Annotated in this window: 9 protein-coding genes, 1 tRNA gene and 3 rRNA genes; 2 read left to right on the top strand and 11 right to left on the bottom strand. The window is 56.3% G+C overall.

What is annotated here, in order from left to right:
- Positions 1–330 precede the first annotated feature (330 nt).
- Positions 331–4014, bottom strand: a complete 3684-nt coding sequence (gene metH, locus CSK29544_RS06660) for a methionine synthase (protein ID WP_007891563.1) — start codon at positions 4012–4014, stop codon at positions 331–333.
- A 197-nt stretch (positions 4015–4211) separates the two neighbouring features.
- Here metH and iclR point away from each other — a divergent pair, with 197 nt between their 5' ends.
- Positions 4212–5048, top strand: a complete 837-nt coding sequence (iclR, locus tag CSK29544_RS06655) for a glyoxylate bypass operon transcriptional repressor IclR (RefSeq protein ID WP_004387513.1) — start codon at positions 4212–4214, stop codon at positions 5046–5048.
- A 43-nt stretch (positions 5049–5091) separates the two neighbouring features.
- On the opposite strand, the gene aceK is transcribed toward iclR, so the two are convergent.
- The 8 genes from aceK to CSK29544_RS06615 form a co-directional block, all read right to left on the bottom strand.
- On the bottom strand, positions 5092–6882 hold the full coding sequence (gene aceK / locus CSK29544_RS06650) for a bifunctional isocitrate dehydrogenase kinase/phosphatase (RefSeq protein ID WP_029039416.1): 1791 nt from the start codon (positions 6880–6882) through the stop codon (positions 5092–5094).
- 263 nt (positions 6883–7145) lie between these two features.
- On the bottom strand, positions 7146–8453 hold the full coding sequence (gene aceA / locus CSK29544_RS06645; RefSeq protein ID WP_007702409.1) for an isocitrate lyase: 1308 nt from the start codon (positions 8451–8453) through the stop codon (positions 7146–7148).
- Positions 8454–8487: 34 nt separating this feature from the next.
- A complete protein-coding gene (gene aceB / locus CSK29544_RS06640) occupies positions 8488–10086 on the bottom strand; it encodes a malate synthase A (RefSeq protein ID WP_007891567.1) in 1599 nt (532 codons plus the stop codon).
- Positions 10087–10358: 272 nt separating this feature from the next.
- On the bottom strand, positions 10359–11288 hold the full coding sequence (gene metA, locus CSK29544_RS06635; RefSeq protein WP_012123595.1) for a homoserine O-acetyltransferase MetA: 930 nt from the start codon (positions 11286–11288) through the stop codon (positions 10359–10361).
- A 374-nt stretch (positions 11289–11662) separates the two neighbouring features.
- Positions 11663–11778 (bottom strand): 5S ribosomal RNA (gene rrf, locus CSK29544_RS06630).
- A gap of 91 nt (positions 11779–11869) precedes the next feature.
- Positions 11870–14772 (bottom strand): 23S ribosomal RNA (locus tag CSK29544_RS06625).
- A gap of 201 nt (positions 14773–14973) precedes the next feature.
- Positions 14974–15049: transfer RNA gene (locus CSK29544_RS06620), tRNA-Glu, on the bottom strand.
- Positions 15050–15127: 78 nt separating this feature from the next.
- Positions 15128–16669 (bottom strand): 16S ribosomal RNA (locus CSK29544_RS06615).
- The 16S, 23S and 5S rRNA genes sit together here with 1 tRNA gene alongside, the layout of an rRNA operon.
- A 476-nt stretch (positions 16670–17145) precedes the next feature.
- Between CSK29544_RS06615 and CSK29544_RS06610 the strand changes: the two genes are divergently transcribed.
- The gene (locus CSK29544_RS06610) at positions 17146–17703 is read left to right on the top strand and encodes a gamma carbonic anhydrase family protein (RefSeq protein WP_029039076.1); all 558 of its coding nucleotides are present in this window, start codon (positions 17146–17148) and stop codon (positions 17701–17703) included.
- Here the strand turns inward: CSK29544_RS06610 and CSK29544_RS06605 are convergent.
- A complete protein-coding gene (locus CSK29544_RS06605) occupies positions 17679–17936 on the bottom strand; it encodes a DUF1488 family protein (protein ID WP_004388638.1) in 258 nt (85 codons plus the stop codon). The genes CSK29544_RS06610 and CSK29544_RS06605 overlap by 25 nt on opposite strands.
- A complete protein-coding gene (gene aroE, locus CSK29544_RS06600) occupies positions 17933–18751 on the bottom strand; it encodes a shikimate dehydrogenase (protein WP_007899051.1) in 819 nt (272 codons plus the stop codon). The genes CSK29544_RS06605 and aroE overlap by 4 nt, the downstream gene beginning before the upstream one ends.

The raw sequence follows: 18751 nt of genomic DNA, 5'->3' as shown, positions 1-18751 counted from the left end.
CGGCGGGTGCGCTGCGTTTACCCGCCCTACGCGTCAGTTGTAGGGTGGGTAAGCCGTGCGCACCCACCGGCGCGTTGAGGATCGCGGAAATGGTGGTTGTTGGATAATGACGGAACGGCGGGTGCGCTACGCTTACCCGCCCTACGTTTCAGTTGTAGGGTGGGTAAGCAACGCGCACCCACCAGCGCGTTGAGGATCGCGGAAATGGTGGTTGTTGGATAATGACGGGAACGGCGGGTGCGCTGCGCTTACCCGCCCTACGCTTCAGTTGTAGGGTGGGTAAGCCGTGCGCACCCACCGGCGTGTTCGTCTTACAGGCCTAATCCGAAACTAATCGGCGTCGTAACCAAGGTTCGCCGCGAGCCACCGCTCTACCTCGCTCACGCTCATCCCTTTGCGCTGCGCGTAATCTTCCACCTGGTCGCGCTGGATCTGCGCCACGGCGAAATATTTGCTTTCCGGGTGGCTGAAATACCAGCCGGAGACTGACGCGCCTGGCCACATGGCGTAGGACTCCGTGAGTTTCATGCCGATGCGGTTTTCCACGTCCAGCAGATCCCAGATAACCGATTTCTCGGTGTGCTCCGGGCAGGCGGGATAACCCGGCGCCGGGCGAATGCCCTGATAATTTTCGCGGATGAGCTCCTCATTACTAAGGTTTTCATACGGCGCGTAGCCCCACAGCACTTTACGCACGCGCTCATGCAGATACTCGGCGAACGCTTCCGCCAGACGGTCGGCCACCGCTTTAACCATGATTTTATTGTAATCATCATGCTGCGCGTCGAAGGCCTCCGCCAGCGCGTCTTCCTCCAGCCCGCCGGTCACGGCGAACGCGCCGAGGTAGTCTGCTTTGCCGCTGTGTTTTGGCGCGACGAAATCGGCCAGACAGTAGTTCGCAAAGCCCACTTTCTCGGTCTGCTGACGTAAGTGATGACTTACTGACAACACATGCGTGCGGGTCTCGTCGCGGTAGATTTCGATATCGTCACCCACGCGGTTCGCCGGGAAAAGCCCCACCACGCCGCGCGGCGTCAGGGATTTTTCGGCGCTCAGTTTGTCGAGCATCTCGTTGGCGTCTTTAAACAGGCGCTGCGCCTCTTCGCCCACAACCTCATCTTCCAGAATGCGCGGGTATTTCCCGGCGAGCGACCAGGTCATAAAGAACGGCGTCCAGTCGATGTAGTTGCGCAGCGTCTCGATGCTTGCTGTTACTTCTTCGACGCCCAGACGGTGCGCGGCGGGCGGCGTGTAGCTTCGCCAGTCAAACGCCAGATCGTTTTCACGCGCGGCGGCGAGCGTCACCGGCGGCGTGCGCGGTTTTTTGCGCCCGTGCTGAATGCGCACGGTTTCATACTCTTTGCGGGTGCGTGCGACGAAATCGTCACGCAGCGTGTCTGAGAGCAGCGCAGAGACCACGCCCACGGTACGTGAGGCGTTCTGGACATAGACCGTCGGCCCGCTGTAGTTCTGCTCGATTTTCACCGCCGTATGGGCTTTCGAGGTGGTCGCGCCGCCGATGAGCAGCGGCAGCGTAAAGCCCTGACGCTCCATCTCTTTCGCCACATTGACCATCTCATCAAGCGACGGCGTGATGAGCCCGGAAAGCCCGATAATATCGGCGTTCACTTCACGCGCGGTTTTGAGGATTTTATCCGTCGGCACCATCACGCCGAGATCGATAATCTCGTAGTTGTTGCACTGCAACACCACGCCAACGATGTTTTTGCCGATGTCGTGGACATCGCCTTTCACGGTCGCAAGCACGATTTTGCCGTTGCTCTTGCCCACTTCTTTACTGGCCTGGATGTACGGCTCAAGATACGCCACCGCTTGTTTCATCACGCGGGCCGATTTCACCACCTGTGGCAGGAACATTTTGCCCTCGCCGAACAGATCGCCGACCACGTTCATGCCGTCCATCAGCGGGCCTTCAATGACCTCAATCGGGCGGGCCGCCTGCTGGCGCGCCTCTTCGGTATCCTGCTCGATAAACTCGGTAATGCCTTTGACCAGTGAATACTCAAGGCGCTTTTTGACATCCCACGTGCGCCATTCCGCCTGCTGGGCATCTGCCGCGTTATCCGCTTTGCTGCCGCGGTACTTTTCGGCAAGCGCCAACAGCCGCTCGGTGCCATCGGCACGGCGGTTAAGGATGACGTCTTCTACCGCGTCGCGCAGCTCGGTGGGCAGATCGTCGTAAATCGCCAGTTGCCCGGCGTTAACGATACCCATGTCCATGCCGTTGCGGATGGCGTAGTAGAGGAACACGGCGTGGATCGCCTCGCGCACCGGGTCGTTGCCGCGAAACGAGAACGAGACGTTAGAGACGCCGCCGGAGATCAGCGCATGCGGCAGCTCGCGTTTAATGTCTTCACACGCGCCGATAAAATCCTGCGCGTAGTTGTTGTGCTCATCGATGCCGGTCGCGACCGCGAAAATGTTCGGGTCGAAGATAATATCTTCCGGCGGGAAGCCGACCTCTTCGGTGAGGATTTTGTAAGCGCGGCGGCAAATTTCAATTTTACGCTCGCGGGTGTCGGCCTGGCCCACTTCGTCAAACGCCATCACTACCACCGCCGCGCCATAGCGGCGCACCAGCTTCGCGTGATGCACGAACGCCTCGACGCCCTCTTTCATGGAGATCGAGTTAACGATGCCTTTGCCCTGAATGCATTTCAGGCCTTTTTCGATAACGTCCCATTTCGAGGAGTCGATCATAATCGGCACGCGGGCGATGTCTGGCTCACCCGCGATAAGGTTGAGGAAACGCACCATCGCCGCTTCGGCGTCGAGCATCCCCTCATCCATGTTGATATCGATAATCTGCGCGCCGTTTTCGACCTGCTGGCGCGCCACGTCCAGCGCTTCGCTGTATTTCTCTTCTTTAATCAACCTCTTAAATTTGGCCGAGCCGGTGACGTTGGTACGCTCGCCGACGTTCACAAACAGCGAATCGTCGCCGATGTTGAGCGGCTCAAGGCCCGCCAGACGGCAGGCGACGGGAATATCCGGCAGTTTACGCGGCGGTAAACCTTCCACCGCGCGGCTCATCGCTGCGATATGCTCCGGCGTGGTGCCGCAGCAGCCGCCGACAATATTCAGAAATCCTGACTGCGCCCACTCGCGGATTTGCGCGGCCATCACGTCAGCGTCTAAATCATATTCCCCGAAGGCATTGGGCAGGCCCGCGTTGGGGTGCGCGGTGACGTAGCACTCGGCGATGCGCGACAGCTCCGCCACGTACTGGCGCAGCTCGTCCGGGCCCAGCGCGCAGTTAAGGCCGAAGGTGAGCGCGTCAGCATGGCGCAGCGAGTTATAAAACGCCTCGGTGGTCTGGCCCGACAGCGTGCGGCCCGAGGCGTCGGTGATTGTGCCGGAGATCATGATGGGCAGCTCGACGCCGAGCGCCTCGAACTCCGCCTTCACGGCGAAAATCGCGGCCTTGGCGTTAAGCGTATCGAAGACCGTTTCGATGAGAATCAGATCTGCGCCGCCCTCAATCAGCGCGCGCGTGGATTCGCGGTAAGCCTCCACCAGCTGATCAAAAGTAATATTACGGAAGGCCGGGTCGTTAACATCAGGAGAAATCGACGCTGTACGGTTAGTAGGCCCTAACACACCTGCCACGTAACGCGGTTTTTCCGGCGTGCGCGCCGTCCATTCATCGGCGCAGGCGCGGGCCAGCTTCGCGGCTTCGTAGTTGATTTCCGCCGACAGCGATTCCATCTGGTAATCGGCCATCGCGATGGTCGTCGAGTTAAAGGTATTGGTCTCGATGATATCGGCGCCCGCTTCAAAGTAGGCGTAGTGGATAGCGGCGATGATATCTGGCTTAGTGAGTACCAGCAGGTCATTGTTACCTTTAAGATCGCACGGCCAGTCGGCGAAACGCTCGCCGCGGAAATCCTCTTCATCCAGACGGTAGCTCTGGATCATAGTGCCCATACCGCCGTCCAGCACCATAATGCGTTCCGCTAATTGCCGGTGCAGCTGTTCAGATTTGCTACTCACATGTGCTCCTGATACTCGACAAAACCCAGGCCGGAAAGGCCAGCAAACCATACTGGCATAAAGCGATCGGCCGGGGAAGGCGAGCGACGGCAACTTGAGACATGTTCATTATTGACTGCTCCGATGAGTTGCCTGGCGGTTGCATTATCGCCAAATAAAACGAAAATGATTTCCACGATACAGAAAAGGAGGCCGCTATGGTCGCTACCGTACCCGCTAAACGTGGCAAAAAGCCCCGCAACGCCGCCGCTGCTGCCGCCCCGCAGGCAACGGGCCAGGTGCAGTCGCTTACGCGCGGCCTGAAACTGCTGGAGTGGATAGCTGAATCGCAGGGTAGCGTGGCGCTGACGGAGCTGGCGCAGCAAGCCGGATTGCCGAATTCCACCACTCACCGCCTGCTGACGACTATGCAGCAGCTGGGCTTTGTGCGCCAGGTCGGCGATTTAGGCCACTGGGCCATCGGCGCGCACGCCTTTATTATCGGCAGCAGTTTTCTGCAAAGCCGCAACCTGCTGGCGATTGTCCACCCGATTCTGCGCAAACTGATGGAAGAGTCCGGCGAAACCGTGAACCTCGCCGTGCTGGATAAGAGCGACCATCAGGCCATTATTATCGACCAGGTCCAGTGTACCCAGCTGATGCGTATGTCCGCGCCGATTGGCGGCAAGCTGCCGATGCACGCGTCCGGTGCCGGTAAAGCGTTTTTGTCGCAGTTAAGCGATGAAGATGTCTCCGCGCTGCTGCATCGTCAGGGGTTGAAAGCCTATACGCACGCGACGCTGGTGGCACCTGCGCATCTGAAAGACGATCTCGCCCAGACGCGCAAGCGCGGCTATTCGTTTGATGATGAAGAGCACGCGCTTGGCCTGCGCTGCGTGGCGGCCTGCATTTACGACGAGCACCACGAGGCGTTCGCCGCGATCTCTATTTCCGGCCCGATTTCACGCATGACGGACGATCGCGTGACGGAGTTAGGCGCGATGGTGATCCGCGCGGCAAAAGAAGTGACGCAGGCTTTCGGCGGCGTTCGTTAAATGGCCTGCGGGCGTCAGAGGTTCTCCTTCTGACGCCTTCGCTTTAGCCTTCGCCCACCGCAGAGGGCGCAATCGCTGAAACGGCTGCCTCCGGGTGGCCGTTGTGGTTTTTCCAGCGCACGCAAAAGCGCTGGCGGCGGCGGTACGCGTACACATCCTCCACATACCCTTCACGAATGCGCGTCTGTAGCGCGCGCCAGTAGCTGGCGCTGAACAGATCGCTATGCATCTCCTCAAACAGCGGGCCGATTTTCGGGTCGGCGCAGAGCCAGTGGCGAAACTCCTCCGGGAAGACGTCGCCGGGCGCTACGCTGTACCAGGGCTCGGCGCTGAGCTCGTCCTCCGGGTAGCGCGGCGGCGGGATATCGCGAAAGTTTACTTCGGTCATGTAGCAGATCTCGTCGTAATCGTAGAACACGACCCGCCCGTGGCGCGTGACGCCGAAGTTTTTAAACAGCATGTCGCCGGGAAAGATGTTGGCGGCGGCGAGCTGGCGGATGGCGTTGCCATACTCTTCGATGGCGTCGCGCAGCTGCTGGCCCGTCGCCTGCTCCAGCCAGATATTGAGCGGCACCATCCGGCGCTCAATATAGAGATGGCTGATGGAGATTTTATCGCCCATGTCGGTGAGCTTCTGCCCGACCTCCTGTTGCAGCAGCGCCATCAGTTCCGGGCTGATACGGCGTTTTTCAATGACGAAGTTTTCAAACTCCTGAGTATCCGCCATGCGCCCGACGCGGTCGTGCTCTTTGACCAGCTGGTAGCAGGCGCGCACATGCGCTTCGCTCATCTCTTTTTGCGGGGCGAAGCGGTCTTTGATGACTTTAAAGACGCGATCAAACCCCGGCAGCGTGAAGACCAGCATCACCATGCCGCGAATGCCTGGCGCCTCGATAAACTGCTCGTCGGCGTGACGCAGATAGTGGAGATATTCGCGGTAGCTTTCGGTTTTGGCGTGTTTCTGGCAGCCAATCGCCATATAGAGCTCAGCCGTGGTTTTGCCCGGCAGGATTTCGCGCAGCCATTCGACAAGCGCGGCGGGCAGCGGCGCATACACCATGAAATAAGAGCGGGCGAAGCCGAAAACGATGCTCGCCCCGGCGCTGCCGGTAAGGCAGGTGTCGACAAACAGTTCGCCGTCGTCGCTGCGGTGGACAGGCAGCAGAAAAGGCAGCGTGGCGTCAGGCAGGCGCAGTTTGCCCACCAGCCACGCGGCTTTGTTGCGGTAAAAAAGTTCGTTCGCCACTTCCAGATGCGCCTGCGCAAGGCGCGCCGGGCCGAGAGTCTCATTGAGATGCGCGATGATGTAGCGCACGTCGCGCGCCAGATCCTGCCACGGCAGGCGCAGCGGGAGATCGGTGAGTAAGGTGGTCAGAAGCGGCTGCCAGCCCTGCTCCGGGAAAAAATTTTTCGCGAGCGGTCGCGGCATGGTGCGAAAACGTCGCTCGGGCTGGGAGCTGAAAATAAACAGCCTGTCTGGCGTCAGCGAGCGGTGATCATAAAGCCTGCAATAGACCGAATTAAAAAAGCTTTCAGCGATTTCAAAGCGTGGATAATCGGGAAGCAAGTCGGTGTAGTGACGCTTCACGCGCAGCAGAAAATCGGGGTCGGTAGCCTTGCCTTCCATAATGCAGCGCAACTGCTCCACCACCAGCCCGACATGGTGATCGTAGAGATGGATACGGCTTTTCATCGCCTGCTGGACGGCGTGCCAGTCGGCCTGCTCGAAGCGGTGCTGCGCGCCCGCGGTAATTTCCAGAAAACGACCATATTGCGCGTCAAACCCCTGCAGGATGGTTTGGGCGATGAGTAGCTCCAGTCCACGCGGCGGCATAGGCAGGCTCCGTGTGTGAAAATAAAAGGTATGGCAGATAAGTCACGCGCACCCACAGCCTACGATCGGTGGATGCGCTACGCTTATCCACCCTACACAGGATCAAAGCGGTTGTAGGGCGGGTAACGACGCGCACCCGCCGCTGACAATCGGTGGATGCGCTGCGCTTATCCACCCTACACAAAATCCAGTGGACTGTAGGGCGGGTAAGCAACGCGCACCCGCCGCTGGCAACCGGTGCATGCGCTGCGCTTAAAGCAGCGTCAGAACTGCGCTTCTTCGGTCGAGCCGGTTAACGCCGTCACGGATGACACGCCGCCCTGGATAATGGTCGTGACATTATCAAAGTAACCGGTGCCCACCTCCTGCTGGTGCGACACAAAGGTGTAGCCCTCTTTACCCGCGGCAAATTCCGGCTGCTGCACTTTCTCGACGTAATGCCGCATCCCTTCGCCCTGGGCGTAGGCGTGGGCGAGATCGAACATGTTGAACCACATGCTGTGAATGCCCGCGAGCGTAATGAACTGGTATTTGTACCCCATCGCCGACAGCTCCTCCTGGAAAGACGCGATGGTTTTGTCATCGAGCTTTTTCTTCCAGTTGAACGACGGCGAGCAGTTATACGCCAAGAGCTTACCGGGGAAGCGCGCGTGGATAGCTTCGGCGAAACGTCTTGCCTGATCGAGATCCGGCGTGGAGGTTTCGCACCACACCAGATCCGCATACGGCGCATAGGCGAGCCCGCGGCTGATCGCCTGCTCGACGCCCGCGCGGGTACGGAAGAAGCCTTCGCTGGTACGCTCGCCGGTAATAAATTCACTATCATACGGATCGCAGTCGGAGGTGATGAGATCCGCCGCATCGGCGTCGGTGCGCGCAATCAGCAGCGTCGGAACGCCCATAACGTCTGCCGCGAGCCGTGCGGCGACCAGTTTCTGAATAGCTTCCTGCGTGGGCACCAGCACTTTGCCGCCCATATGACCGCACTTTTTCACCGAGGCGAGCTGATCTTCAAAGTGAACCGCCGCAGCGCCAGCCTCAATCATCGCTTTCATCAGCTCAAAGGCATTCAGCACGCCGCCGAAGCCCGCCTCGGCATCGGCCACGATCGGCAGGAAATAGTCGACATAACGCGGATCGCCAGGCTCAATGCCCGCAGCCCACTGGATCTGATCGGCGCGACGAAACGTGTTGTTGATCCGCTCAACCACCGCAGGCACGGAGTTCGCCGGATAGAGCGACTGGTCCGGATACATGCTGGCGGCAAGGTTGGCGTCCGCCGCGACCTGCCAGCCGGAGAGATAGACCGCCTCGATCCCCGCTTTCGCCTGCTGCAATGCCTGCCCGCCGGTCAGCGCGCCCAGGCTGTTGACGTAGCCCTTTTTCGACTCGCCATGCAGCAGACGCCACATTCTCGCCGCGCCAAGCTGCGCCAGCGTGCATTCCGGATTGACCGAACCGCGTAATTTCACCACATCCTGCGCGCTATAAGGGCGGCGAATGCCCTCCCAGCGCGGGTTTGTCCATTCCTGCTCTAACTGCTGAATCTGTTGGGTACGTGTTGTTGTCATGGCAGATGCTCCGTGTTGTTGTGGTGGTGTAGGGTCAGGCCAGCAGGCGATAGCCCGGCAGCGTCAGGAAGTCGATGAGTTCATCAGACGTGGTGATTTGCTCCATCAGGCGCGCGGCCTCGTCAAAACGGCCGTGGCTGTAGCGCTGCTCGCCAAGCTCCTCCTGAATGACACGCATCTCTTCGGCCAGCATCTGGCGGAACAGATCTTTGGTGACTGTGCTGCCGTTGCTGAGCGTTTTCTGGTGGTGTATCCACTGCCAGATGGAGGTGCGTGAGATTTCCGCCGTCGCGGCATCTTCCATCAGGCCATAAATCGGTACGCAGCCGTTGCCGGAAATCCAGGCTTCGATGTACTGCACCGCCACGCGAATATTGGCGCGCATTCCCTCTTCCGTGCGCTCGCCAGGGCATGGCTCAAGCAGTTGCGCGGCGGTGATGGGCGCGTCGTTTTCACGCAATACATGCAGTTGGTTTTTATGCTCGCCCAGCGCGGCGTCAAAAACCGCCATGACCGTATCGCCAAGACCGGGGTGAGCAATCCAGGTGCCGTCGTGACCGTTCGCGGCTTCCAGCTCTTTATCCGCCTTCACTTTGTTAAGCACCCAGTTATTGCGCTCGGTATCTTTGCTCGGGATGAACGCGGCCATGCCGCCCATCGCGAACGCGCCCCGGCGATGACAGGTTTTAATGAGCAGCCGCGAATAAGCGCTCAGGAAAGGCTTATCCATGGTGACGGATTGTCTGTCCGGCAGGACGCGGTCGGGATGATTTTTAAGGGTTTTGATATAGCTGAAGATGTAATCCCAGCGGCCGCAGTTGAGGCCGACGATATGGTCACGCAGCGCGTGCAGGATCTCGTCCATCTGGAAAACGGCAGGCAGCGTTTCAATAAGCAGCGTGGCTTTGATGGTGCCGCGCGGCAGGTTAAAGCGATCTTCGGCATAGCTGAAGACGTCGCTCCACCAGGCCGCCTCCTGCCAGGACTGCGTTTTCGGCAGGTAGAAATAGGGGCCGCTGCCTTTGGCCAGCAGATTTTTATAGTTATGGAAGAAGTAGAGCGCGAAATCAAACAGGCTGCCAGGCACGGGTTCGTCGCGCCAGGTAACATGTTTTTCAGGCAGATGCAGGCCGCGTACACGGCAGATAAGCACAGCAGGGTCAGGCTTGAGCTGATAAATTTTGCCCGCCTCGTTGGTCCAGGTAATTGTGCCCTTTATCGCATCACGCAGGTTGATCTGCCCTTCGATGACTTTGTTCCAGGCGGGTGCCAGGGAATCTTCAAAATCCGCCATGAATACTTTGACGTTAGCATTCAGCGCATTGATGACCATTTTGCGCTCGACCGGGCCGGTGATTTCGACGCGGCGGTCTTGCAAATCTTCAGGAATGCCGCGAATTTTCCAGTCACTGTTTCTTATGGAAGCTGTTTCCGAAAGAAAGTCTGGCAGCTTTCCGCCATCAATTTCTTTCTGCACCTGTTGCCGTGCGGCGAGCAGATCGTTACGTTGTGGCGTGAAACGCGCCACCAGTTCAGTAAGAAACTCGACGGCCTCCGGCGTCAGGATCTGCCGTTCCTGCTCGCCAAAAGGCTGGCTGAAAGCCAGTTCTGCGGTAATTGCCTGTTGATTCATAGCAGCGCTCCTCGGTTTTGATCCAAAAGATTCCCCATAGCAGACGTACGCGATCTCTTACGTTCAGATTTCGTACAGCACAATTAAGACTACTCATTCTTTTTCTAAAATCAAAAACAATTTCCATTTTAATTTCTTTATCAGTATAAGTTTTTGATTAAAATACAATTAAAGTCATTTTTGATAATGAAGAGGTTTTCGGAAATAAAAAAGGCACCCGAAGGTGCCTTATAAAGTATGCTGAAACGCTTAAGGATCGCGTACGCGGGAGATTACTCGAGGGTGGGGTTCATATGGCGCAGATCGTATGGCGTGATCTGATACACGTAGTAGTTGAGCCAGTTAGTAAAGAGCAGATTGCCGTGGCTGCGCCAGGTGGCGCGCGGCGTTTTGGTCGGATCGTTATTCGGGAAATAGTTATACGGCACGCGCGGTGCCAGACCTGCTTCAACATCGCGGAAATATTCGCCGGCAAGGGTCAGGGCGTCGTACTCCGGGTGGCCGGTAACGAACGCAATACGTTTGTCTTTGCTGGCGAACAGGTAGGCGTCTCCCTCTTCCGATTCGGCCAGAATATCAAGATCGGTGTAGTCACGAATGAGCGCTGCCGGGAAATCGGCATAGCGTGAATGCGGTGCCAGAAAAGTATCGTCAAACCCTTTTGTCAGCAGTGCATGTGGCTGCGTAATGTGATGCTCGTAAACGCCGGAGATTTTCTCCTGGCGCGTCTGCTTGGGGATGCCATAGAGGATATTTAACGCCGCCTGGACGGCCCAACAGACAAAAAGCGTGGAGGTAACATGCTCTTTTGCCCACTCCAGCACCTGCTGGATCTGCGGCCAGTACGCAACATCGTTAAACTCAACGAGGCCCAGCGGCGCGCCGGTAACGATAAGACCATCGTAGTTTTCGTCGCAGATATCTTCGAAATTACAGTAGAAGTTATTGAGATGCTCCGCAGGCGTGTTGCGTGACTCACGGCTGTCTATGCGCAGCAGACGGATATCCACCTGCAAAGGTGAGTTGGAAAGAAGGCGCAGGAACTGATTTTCCGTTTCGATTTTCTTGGGCATCAGATTCAGGATCAGCACCTTAAGCGGACGGATCTCCTGAACGCTGGCGCGTGATGTTGTCATCACGAAGACATTTTCCTGACGCAGAAAGTTGACGGCTGGTAACTCATCAGGCACCCGAATCGGCATAACCTTTTTCCTCACAACATACGTTTATACGTTTAGACATCCAGACAGCCAACAATAACCAGGAATGGCGAGAATGTCGAGCAGGAGTACGAAAGGTGAAAATGTTTCACGGGGAAGAGGGCTGGGTGTAATGAAGGGTATGGAAGGGAATTTGGGGCGAGATTTTTGAAGTGCAGCAGAACAAAAGCGGGGGCTTTTCGCTGGCATCTGGTGGTAAAGGACAGACGTCCTGCCGGCGGGTCCCGGCCCGTTACCGTTGCGGGACGATCCAGTCTGTCTGCACCGGGTTTACTCTGCCCGCAGGCGCGCGTCATTGCTGACCGGCATACAAAAAAGCCCCATGCTTTCGCATGAGGCTTTTCCGTTTATCTGATGCCTGGCAGTTCCCTACTCTCGCATGGGGAGGCCCCACACTACCATCGGCGCTACGGCGTTTCACTTCTGAGTTCGGCATGGGGTCAGGTGGGACCACCGCGCTACAGCCGCCAGGCAAATTCTGTTCCGTTCACCGCTTCCGCCATGAACGTTTATCCGTCACAAGCTGAATTGTCTCTCTACTCGCCAGACTTCTTTGGCGTTGTAAGGTTAAGCCTCACGGTTCATTAGTACCGGTTAGCTCAACGCATCGCTGCGCTTACACACCCGGCCTATCAACGTCGTCGTCTTCAACGTTCCTTCAGGAGACTTATAGTCTCAGGGAGAACTCATCTCGGGGCAAGTTTCGTGCTTAGATGCTTTCAGCACTTATCTCTTCCGCATTTAGCTACCGGGCAGTGCCATTGGCATGACAACCCGAACACCAGTGATGCGTCCACTCCGGTCCTCTCGTACTGGGAGCAGCCCCCCTCAATTCTCCAGCGCCCACGGCAGATAGGGACCGAACTGTCTCACGACGTTCTAAACCCAGCTCGCGTACCACTTTAAATGGCGAACAGCCATACCCTTGGGACCTACTTCAGCCCCAGGATGTGATGAGCCGACATCGAGGTGCCAAACACCGCCGTCGATATGAACTCTTGGGCGGTATCAGCCTGTTATCCCCGGAGTACCTTTTATCCGTTGAGCGATGGCCCTTCCATACAGAACCACCGGATCACTATGACCTGCTTTCGCACCTGCTCGAGCCGTCACTCTCGCAGTCAAGCCAGCTTATGCCATTGCACTAACCTCCTGATGTCCGACCAGGATTAGCTGACCTTCGTGCTCCTCCGTTACACTTTGGGAGGAGACCGCCCCAGTCAAACTACCCACCAGACACTGTCCCCACGCCAGATTATGGCGCCAGGTTAGAACATCAAACATTAAAGGGTGGTATTTCAAGGTCGGCTCCACGCAGACTGGCGTCCACGCTTCAAAGCCTCCCACCTATCCTACACATCAAGGCTCAATGTTCAGTGTCAAGCTGTAGTAAAGGTTCACGGGGTCTTTCCGTCTTGCCGCGGGTACACTGCATCTTCACAGCGAGTTCAATTTCACTGAGTCTCGGGTGGAGACAGCCTGGCCATCATTACGCCATTCGTGCAGGTCGGAACTTACCCGACAAGGAATTTCGCTACCTTAGGACCGTTATAGTTACGGCCGCCGTTTACCGGGGCTTCGATCAGGAGCTTCTCTTGCGATAACCCCATCAATTAACCTTCCGGCACCGGGCAGGCGTCACACCGTATACGTCCACTTTCGTGTTTGCACAGTGCTGTGTTTTTAATAAACAGTTGCAGCCAGCTGGTATCTTCGACTGACTTCAGCTCCACCCGCAGGGGCTTCACCTACATGTCAGCGTGCCTTCTCCCGAAGTTACGGCACCATTTTGCCTAGTTCCTTCACCCGAGTTCTCTCAAGCGCCTTGGTATTCTCTACCTGACCACCTGTGTCGGTTTGGGGTACGATTTGATGTTACCTGATGCTTAGAGGCTTTTCCTGGAAGCAGGGCATTTGTCACTTCAGCACCGTGGTGCCTCGTCATCACGCCTCAGCCTTAACTTTCCGGATTTGCCTGGAAAGTCAGCCTACACGCTTAAACCGGGACAACCGTCGCCCGGCCGACATAGCCTTCTCCGTCCCCCCTTCGCAGTAACACCAAGTACAGGAATATTAACCTGTTTCCCATCGACTACGCCTTTCGGCCTCGCCTTAGGGGTCGACTCACCCTGCCCCGATTAACGTTGGACAGGAACCCTTGGTCTTCCGGCGAGCGGGCTTTTCACCCGCTTTATCGTTACTTATGTCAGCATTCGCACTTCTGATACCTCCAGCATGCCTCACAGCACACCTTCGCAGGCTTACAGAACGCTCCCCTACCCAACAACGCATAAGCGTCGCTGCCGCAGCTTCGGTGCATGGTTTAGCCCCGTTACATCTTCCGCGCAGGCCGACTCGACCAGTGAGCTATTACGCTTTCTTTAAATGATGGCTGCTTCTAAGCCAACATCCTGGCTGTCTGGGCCTTCCCACATCGTTTCCCACTTAACCATGACTTTGGGACCTTAGCTGGCGGTCTGGGTTGTTTCCCTCTTCACGACGGACGTTAGCACCCGCCGTGTGTCTCCCGTGATAACATTCTCCGGTATTCGCAGTTTGCATCGGGTTGGTAAGCCGGGATGGCCCCCTAGCCGAAACAGTGCTCTACCCCCGGAGATGAGTTCACGAGGCGCTACCTAAATAGCTTTCGGGGAGAACCAGCTATCTCCCGGTTTGATTGGCCTTTCACCCCCAGCCACAGGTCATCCGCTAATTTTTCAACATTAGTCGGTTCGGTCCTCCAGTTAGTGTTACCCAACCTTCAACCTGCCCATGGCTAGATCACCGGGTTTCGGGTCTATACCCTGCAACTTAACGCCCGGTTAAGACTCGGTTTCCCTTCGGCTCCCCTATACGGTTAACCTTGCTACAGAATATAAGTCGCTGACCCATTATACAAAAGGTACGCAGTCACCCTCTTACGAAGGCTCCCACTGCTTGTACGTACACGGTTTCAGGTTCTGTTTCACTCCCCTCGCCGGGGTTCTTTTCGCCTTTCCCTCACGGTACTGGTTCACTATCGGTCAGTCAGGAGTATTTAGCCTTGGAGGATGGTCCCCCCATCTTCAGACAGGATATCACGTGTCCCGCCCTACTCATCGAGCTCACAGCCTGTGTGCCTTCGTGTACGGGGCTGTCACCCTGTATCGCCGGCCTTTCCAGACCGTTCCACTGACACACAAGCTGATTCAGGCTCTGGGCTGTTCCCCGTTCGCTCGCCGCTACTGGGGGAATCTCGGTTGATTTCTTTTCCTCGGGGTACTTAGATGTTTCAGTTCCCCCGGTTCGCCTCGTTAGCCTATGTATTCAGCTAACGATGATGCACCGAAGTGCACCGGGTTTCCCCATTCGGACATCGCCGGTTATAACGGTTCATATCACCTTACCGGCGCTTTTCGCAGATTAGCACGTCCTTCATCGCCTCTGACTGCCAGGGCATCCACCGTGTACGCTTGTTCGCTTAACCTCACAACCCGAAGAAGTCTTCGTGCTGCGAGTTTGAGAGACTCTGACACACCGCGCATTTCTTATTACGGAGAAATACAGCAGCGTGTCTGTTTCAATTTTCAGCTTGTTCCGGATTGTTAAAGAGCAAATATCTCAAACGCGACTTTACAGTCAGTTTTGAGATATCAATCGGTAACGCCTTTCACTCATTACCAGCAGGTGGCGTCCCTTAGGGGATTCGAACCCCTGTTACCGCCGTGAAAGGGCGGTGTCCTGGGCCTCTAGACGAAAGGGACTTCGCTTTCGCAGACAACCCTGCTTCTTTACTTTCTATCAGACAATCTGTGTGAGCACGCGAGGTTGTATCTTTCAGGTAAGGAGGTGATCCAACCGCAGGTTCCCCTACGGTTACCTTGTTACGACTTCACCCCAGTCATGAATCACAAAGTGGTAAGCGCCCTCCCGAAGGTTAAGCTACCTACTTCTTTTGCAACCCACTCCCATGGTGTGACGGGCGGTGTGTACAAGGCCCGGGAACGTATTCACCGTGGCATTCTGATCCACGATTACTAGCGATTCCGACTTCATGGAGTCGAGTTGCAGACTCCAATCCGGACTACGACGCACTTTATGAGGTCCGCTTGCTCTCGCGAGGTCGCTTCTCTTTGTATGCGCCATTGTAGCACGTGTGTAGCCCTGGTCGTAAGGGCCATGATGACTTGACGTCATCCCCACCTTCCTCCGGTTTATCACCGGCAGTCTCCTTTGAGTTCCCGGCCGAACCGCTGGCAACAAAGGATAAGGGTTGCGCTCGTTGCGGGACTTAACCCAACATTTCACAACACGAGCTGACGACAGCCATGCAGCACCTGTCTCAGAGTTCCCGAAGGCACTCCCGCATCTCTGCAGGATTCTCTGGATGTCAAGACCAGGTAAGGTTCTTCGCGTTGCATCGAATTAAACCACATGCTCCACCGCTTGTGCGGGCCCCCGTCAATTCATTTGAGTTTTAACCTTGCGGCCGTACTCCCCAGGCGGTCGACTTAACGCGTTAGCTCCGGAAGCCACGCCTCAAGGGCACAACCTCCAAGTCGACATCGTTTACGGCGTGGACTACCAGGGTATCTAATCCTGTTTGCTCCCCACGCTTTCGCACCTGAGCGTCAGTCTTCGTCCAGGGGGCCGCCTTCGCCACCGGTATTCCTCCAGATCTCTACGCATTTCACCGCTACACCTGGAATTCTACCCCCCTCTACGAGACTCAAGCTGACCAGTTTCAAATGCAGTTCCCAGGTTGAGCCCGGGGATTTCACATCTGACTTAATCAACCGCCTGCGTGCGCTTTACGCCCAGTAATTCCGATTAACGCTTGCACCCTCCGTATTACCGCGGCTGCTGGCACGGAGTTAGCCGGTGCTTCTTCTGCGGGTAACGTCAATTGCTGCGGTTATTAACCACAACACCTTCCTCCCCGCTGAAAGTACTTTACAACCCGAAGGCCTTCTTCATACACGCGGCATGGCTGCATCAGGCTTGCGCCCATTGTGCAATATTCCCCACTGCTGCCTCCCGTAGGAGTCTGGACCGTGTCTCAGTTCCAGTGTGGCTGGTCATCCTCTCAGACCAGCTAGGGATCGTCGCCTAGGTGAGCCGTTACCCCACCTACTAGCTAATCCCATCTGGGCACATCTGATGGCATGAGGCCCGAAGGTCCCCCACTTTGGTCCGTAGACGTTATGCGGTATTAGCTACCGTTTCCAGTAGTTATCCCCCTCCATCAGGCAGTTTCCCAGACATTACTCACCCGTCCGCCACTCGTCAGCAGAGCAGCAAGCTACTCCCTGTTACCGTTCGACTTGCATGTGTTAGGCCTGCCGCCAGCGTTCAATCTGAGCCATGATCAAACTCTTCAATTAAAAGTCTGATGCTCAAAGAATTAAACTGTTAGTTCGTAATGAATTAACTGTTGTTCACTTGAGACTTGATATTCGTTTATCGTCCGTAGACGTTAAGATATCAGTGCCCCGAGTGCCCACACAGATTGTCTGATAAATTGTTAAAGAGCGGTGCGACGCGGCATTCAGCCTGCTGTCGCGAGGTGGCGTATATTACGCTTTCCTCTTTCAGAGTCAACCCTTAATTTCAGGATTTTTCTCTCATCGCGCCGGCCATTTCGTGAAGTGCTTCACATTGCCGTCTCGATGGAGGCGCATTATAGGGATCTCAGTTTTCAGCACAACCCTTTTTTCGATCTTTTCTTTCAACTGCTGTTTTTTCATTCTTATTGCTGCGATCCCGCGCGATCTGCTCAACGAACAAACACATTTGCGCTTGCACAGCCGCCTGAATCCAACCAAAGTCTTCTTACGATTGATAAGAAACCGAGGCGACTATGTCTTCTTCTGTGTTACGTCCTTATAAAAATACCTTTCCCACCACAGGCCAGCGCGTGATGGTCGATAGCTCAAGCGTGGTGATTGGCGATGTGAGACTGGCTGATGATGTCGGCATCTGGCCGCTGGTAGTGATTCGGGGCGACGTTAATTACGTTGCGGTTGGCGCGCGCACCAACATTCAGGATGGCAGCGTATTGCACGTGACTCATAAATCTTCTTATAACCCCGAGGGTAATCCACTGGTGATTGGGGAAGACGTTACCGTTGGGCATAAAGTGATGCTGCATGGCTGCATTATTGGCAATCGTGTACTGGTCGGTATGGGCTCGATCGTGCTTGACGGTGCCGTTATAGAAGATGACGTGATGATAGGGGCGGGAAGTCTGGTGCCGCAGAATAGGCGTCTGGAAAGCGGCCATCTTTATCTCGGCAGCCCGGTAAAACAGATTCGCCCGTTAAAAGATACCGAGCGCGAAGGGCTGCGCTACTCGGCGAACAACTATGTGAAGTGGAAAGATGAGTATCTGGCTCAGGAGAGCCAGACCCAACCCTGATCGTCTTCGGCCTGAGCAGCGATCAGCTGCTCAGCCTCTTCTTCCAGATCCCAACGGTGCTGACGAAAAGCGGCTATCCATTCTTCGGGCGACGTGCCTGAGAAGCGAGCCACCAGCACAGGCTGCGCAATAGCACAGGTAAGCACCATCCCACTGACCAGCGCCGGAAAACAAACGGCCTGCCGCTGTTCATCCCAGTGCTCGCGATCAGGGAACTGAATCGCCTGATTCATTGCGCCAGCTCCTGTCTGAGCTTATCAATAACGGGCACAACATCCGGCAGGATGCCATGCCAGAGCAGAACCGCGTGCGCCGCCTGCCCCACCAGCATCCCGATACCGTCAGCCAGTTGCGTTGCCCCCTGCGCCTGACACCATGAAAGGAATGGCGTTAGCCCTTTCTGGTAGAACATGTCATAGCACGCCGTTTTTTTACCGGGCAGAGAAGACGGAAGAGTCGGGATCTCGCCGTGAATCCCACTGGAAGTGGCATTAATAATGAGATCGAACTCATGGCCAACCAGATCCGCAAGCGCGACGGCGTTAACGTTGCCGGTATGACTAAAGAGCGTTGCGAGTTCCTGCGCGCGGGCAAAAGTGCGGTTAGTAATAGTTACCGCGCAATCCAGCGACAGCAGAGGCAACAAGACGCCCCGTGCTGCGCCGCCTGCGCCCACCAGAAGGATCCGGTAACGCGGCTGGATCATACCGAGACGTTCCAGATCGCTTAAAAGCCCAATACCATCCGTATTGTCGCCCAGTAAACGACCATCTTCGAGCCGTTTCAGCGTATTAACCGCACCGGCAAGCGCCGCTCTTTCCGTCAGTTCATCGGCACGAGCAAACGCCTGTTCTTTAAAAGGCACCGTCACGTTTGCGCCTTTACCGCCTGCGCTGAAGAAGTCCTCCAGCGTCTTCACAAAATCATCGAGCGGTGCCAGCACGCGGCCATACGGATGCTCAATCTGTAACTGCTGCGCAAATTGCTGGTGAATAAACGGCGATTTACTGTGCGAGACAGGATTACCAAAAACAGCGTAGGTTTCCAT

Origin of the sequence: Cronobacter sakazakii (assembly GCF_000982825.1) — a bacterium.
Taxonomy (GTDB): Bacteria; Pseudomonadota; Gammaproteobacteria; order Enterobacterales; family Enterobacteriaceae; genus Cronobacter; species Cronobacter sakazakii.
The sequence above is the reverse complement of the archived record's forward strand: the minus strand, read 5'-3'. Positions and strand labels throughout refer to the sequence as shown.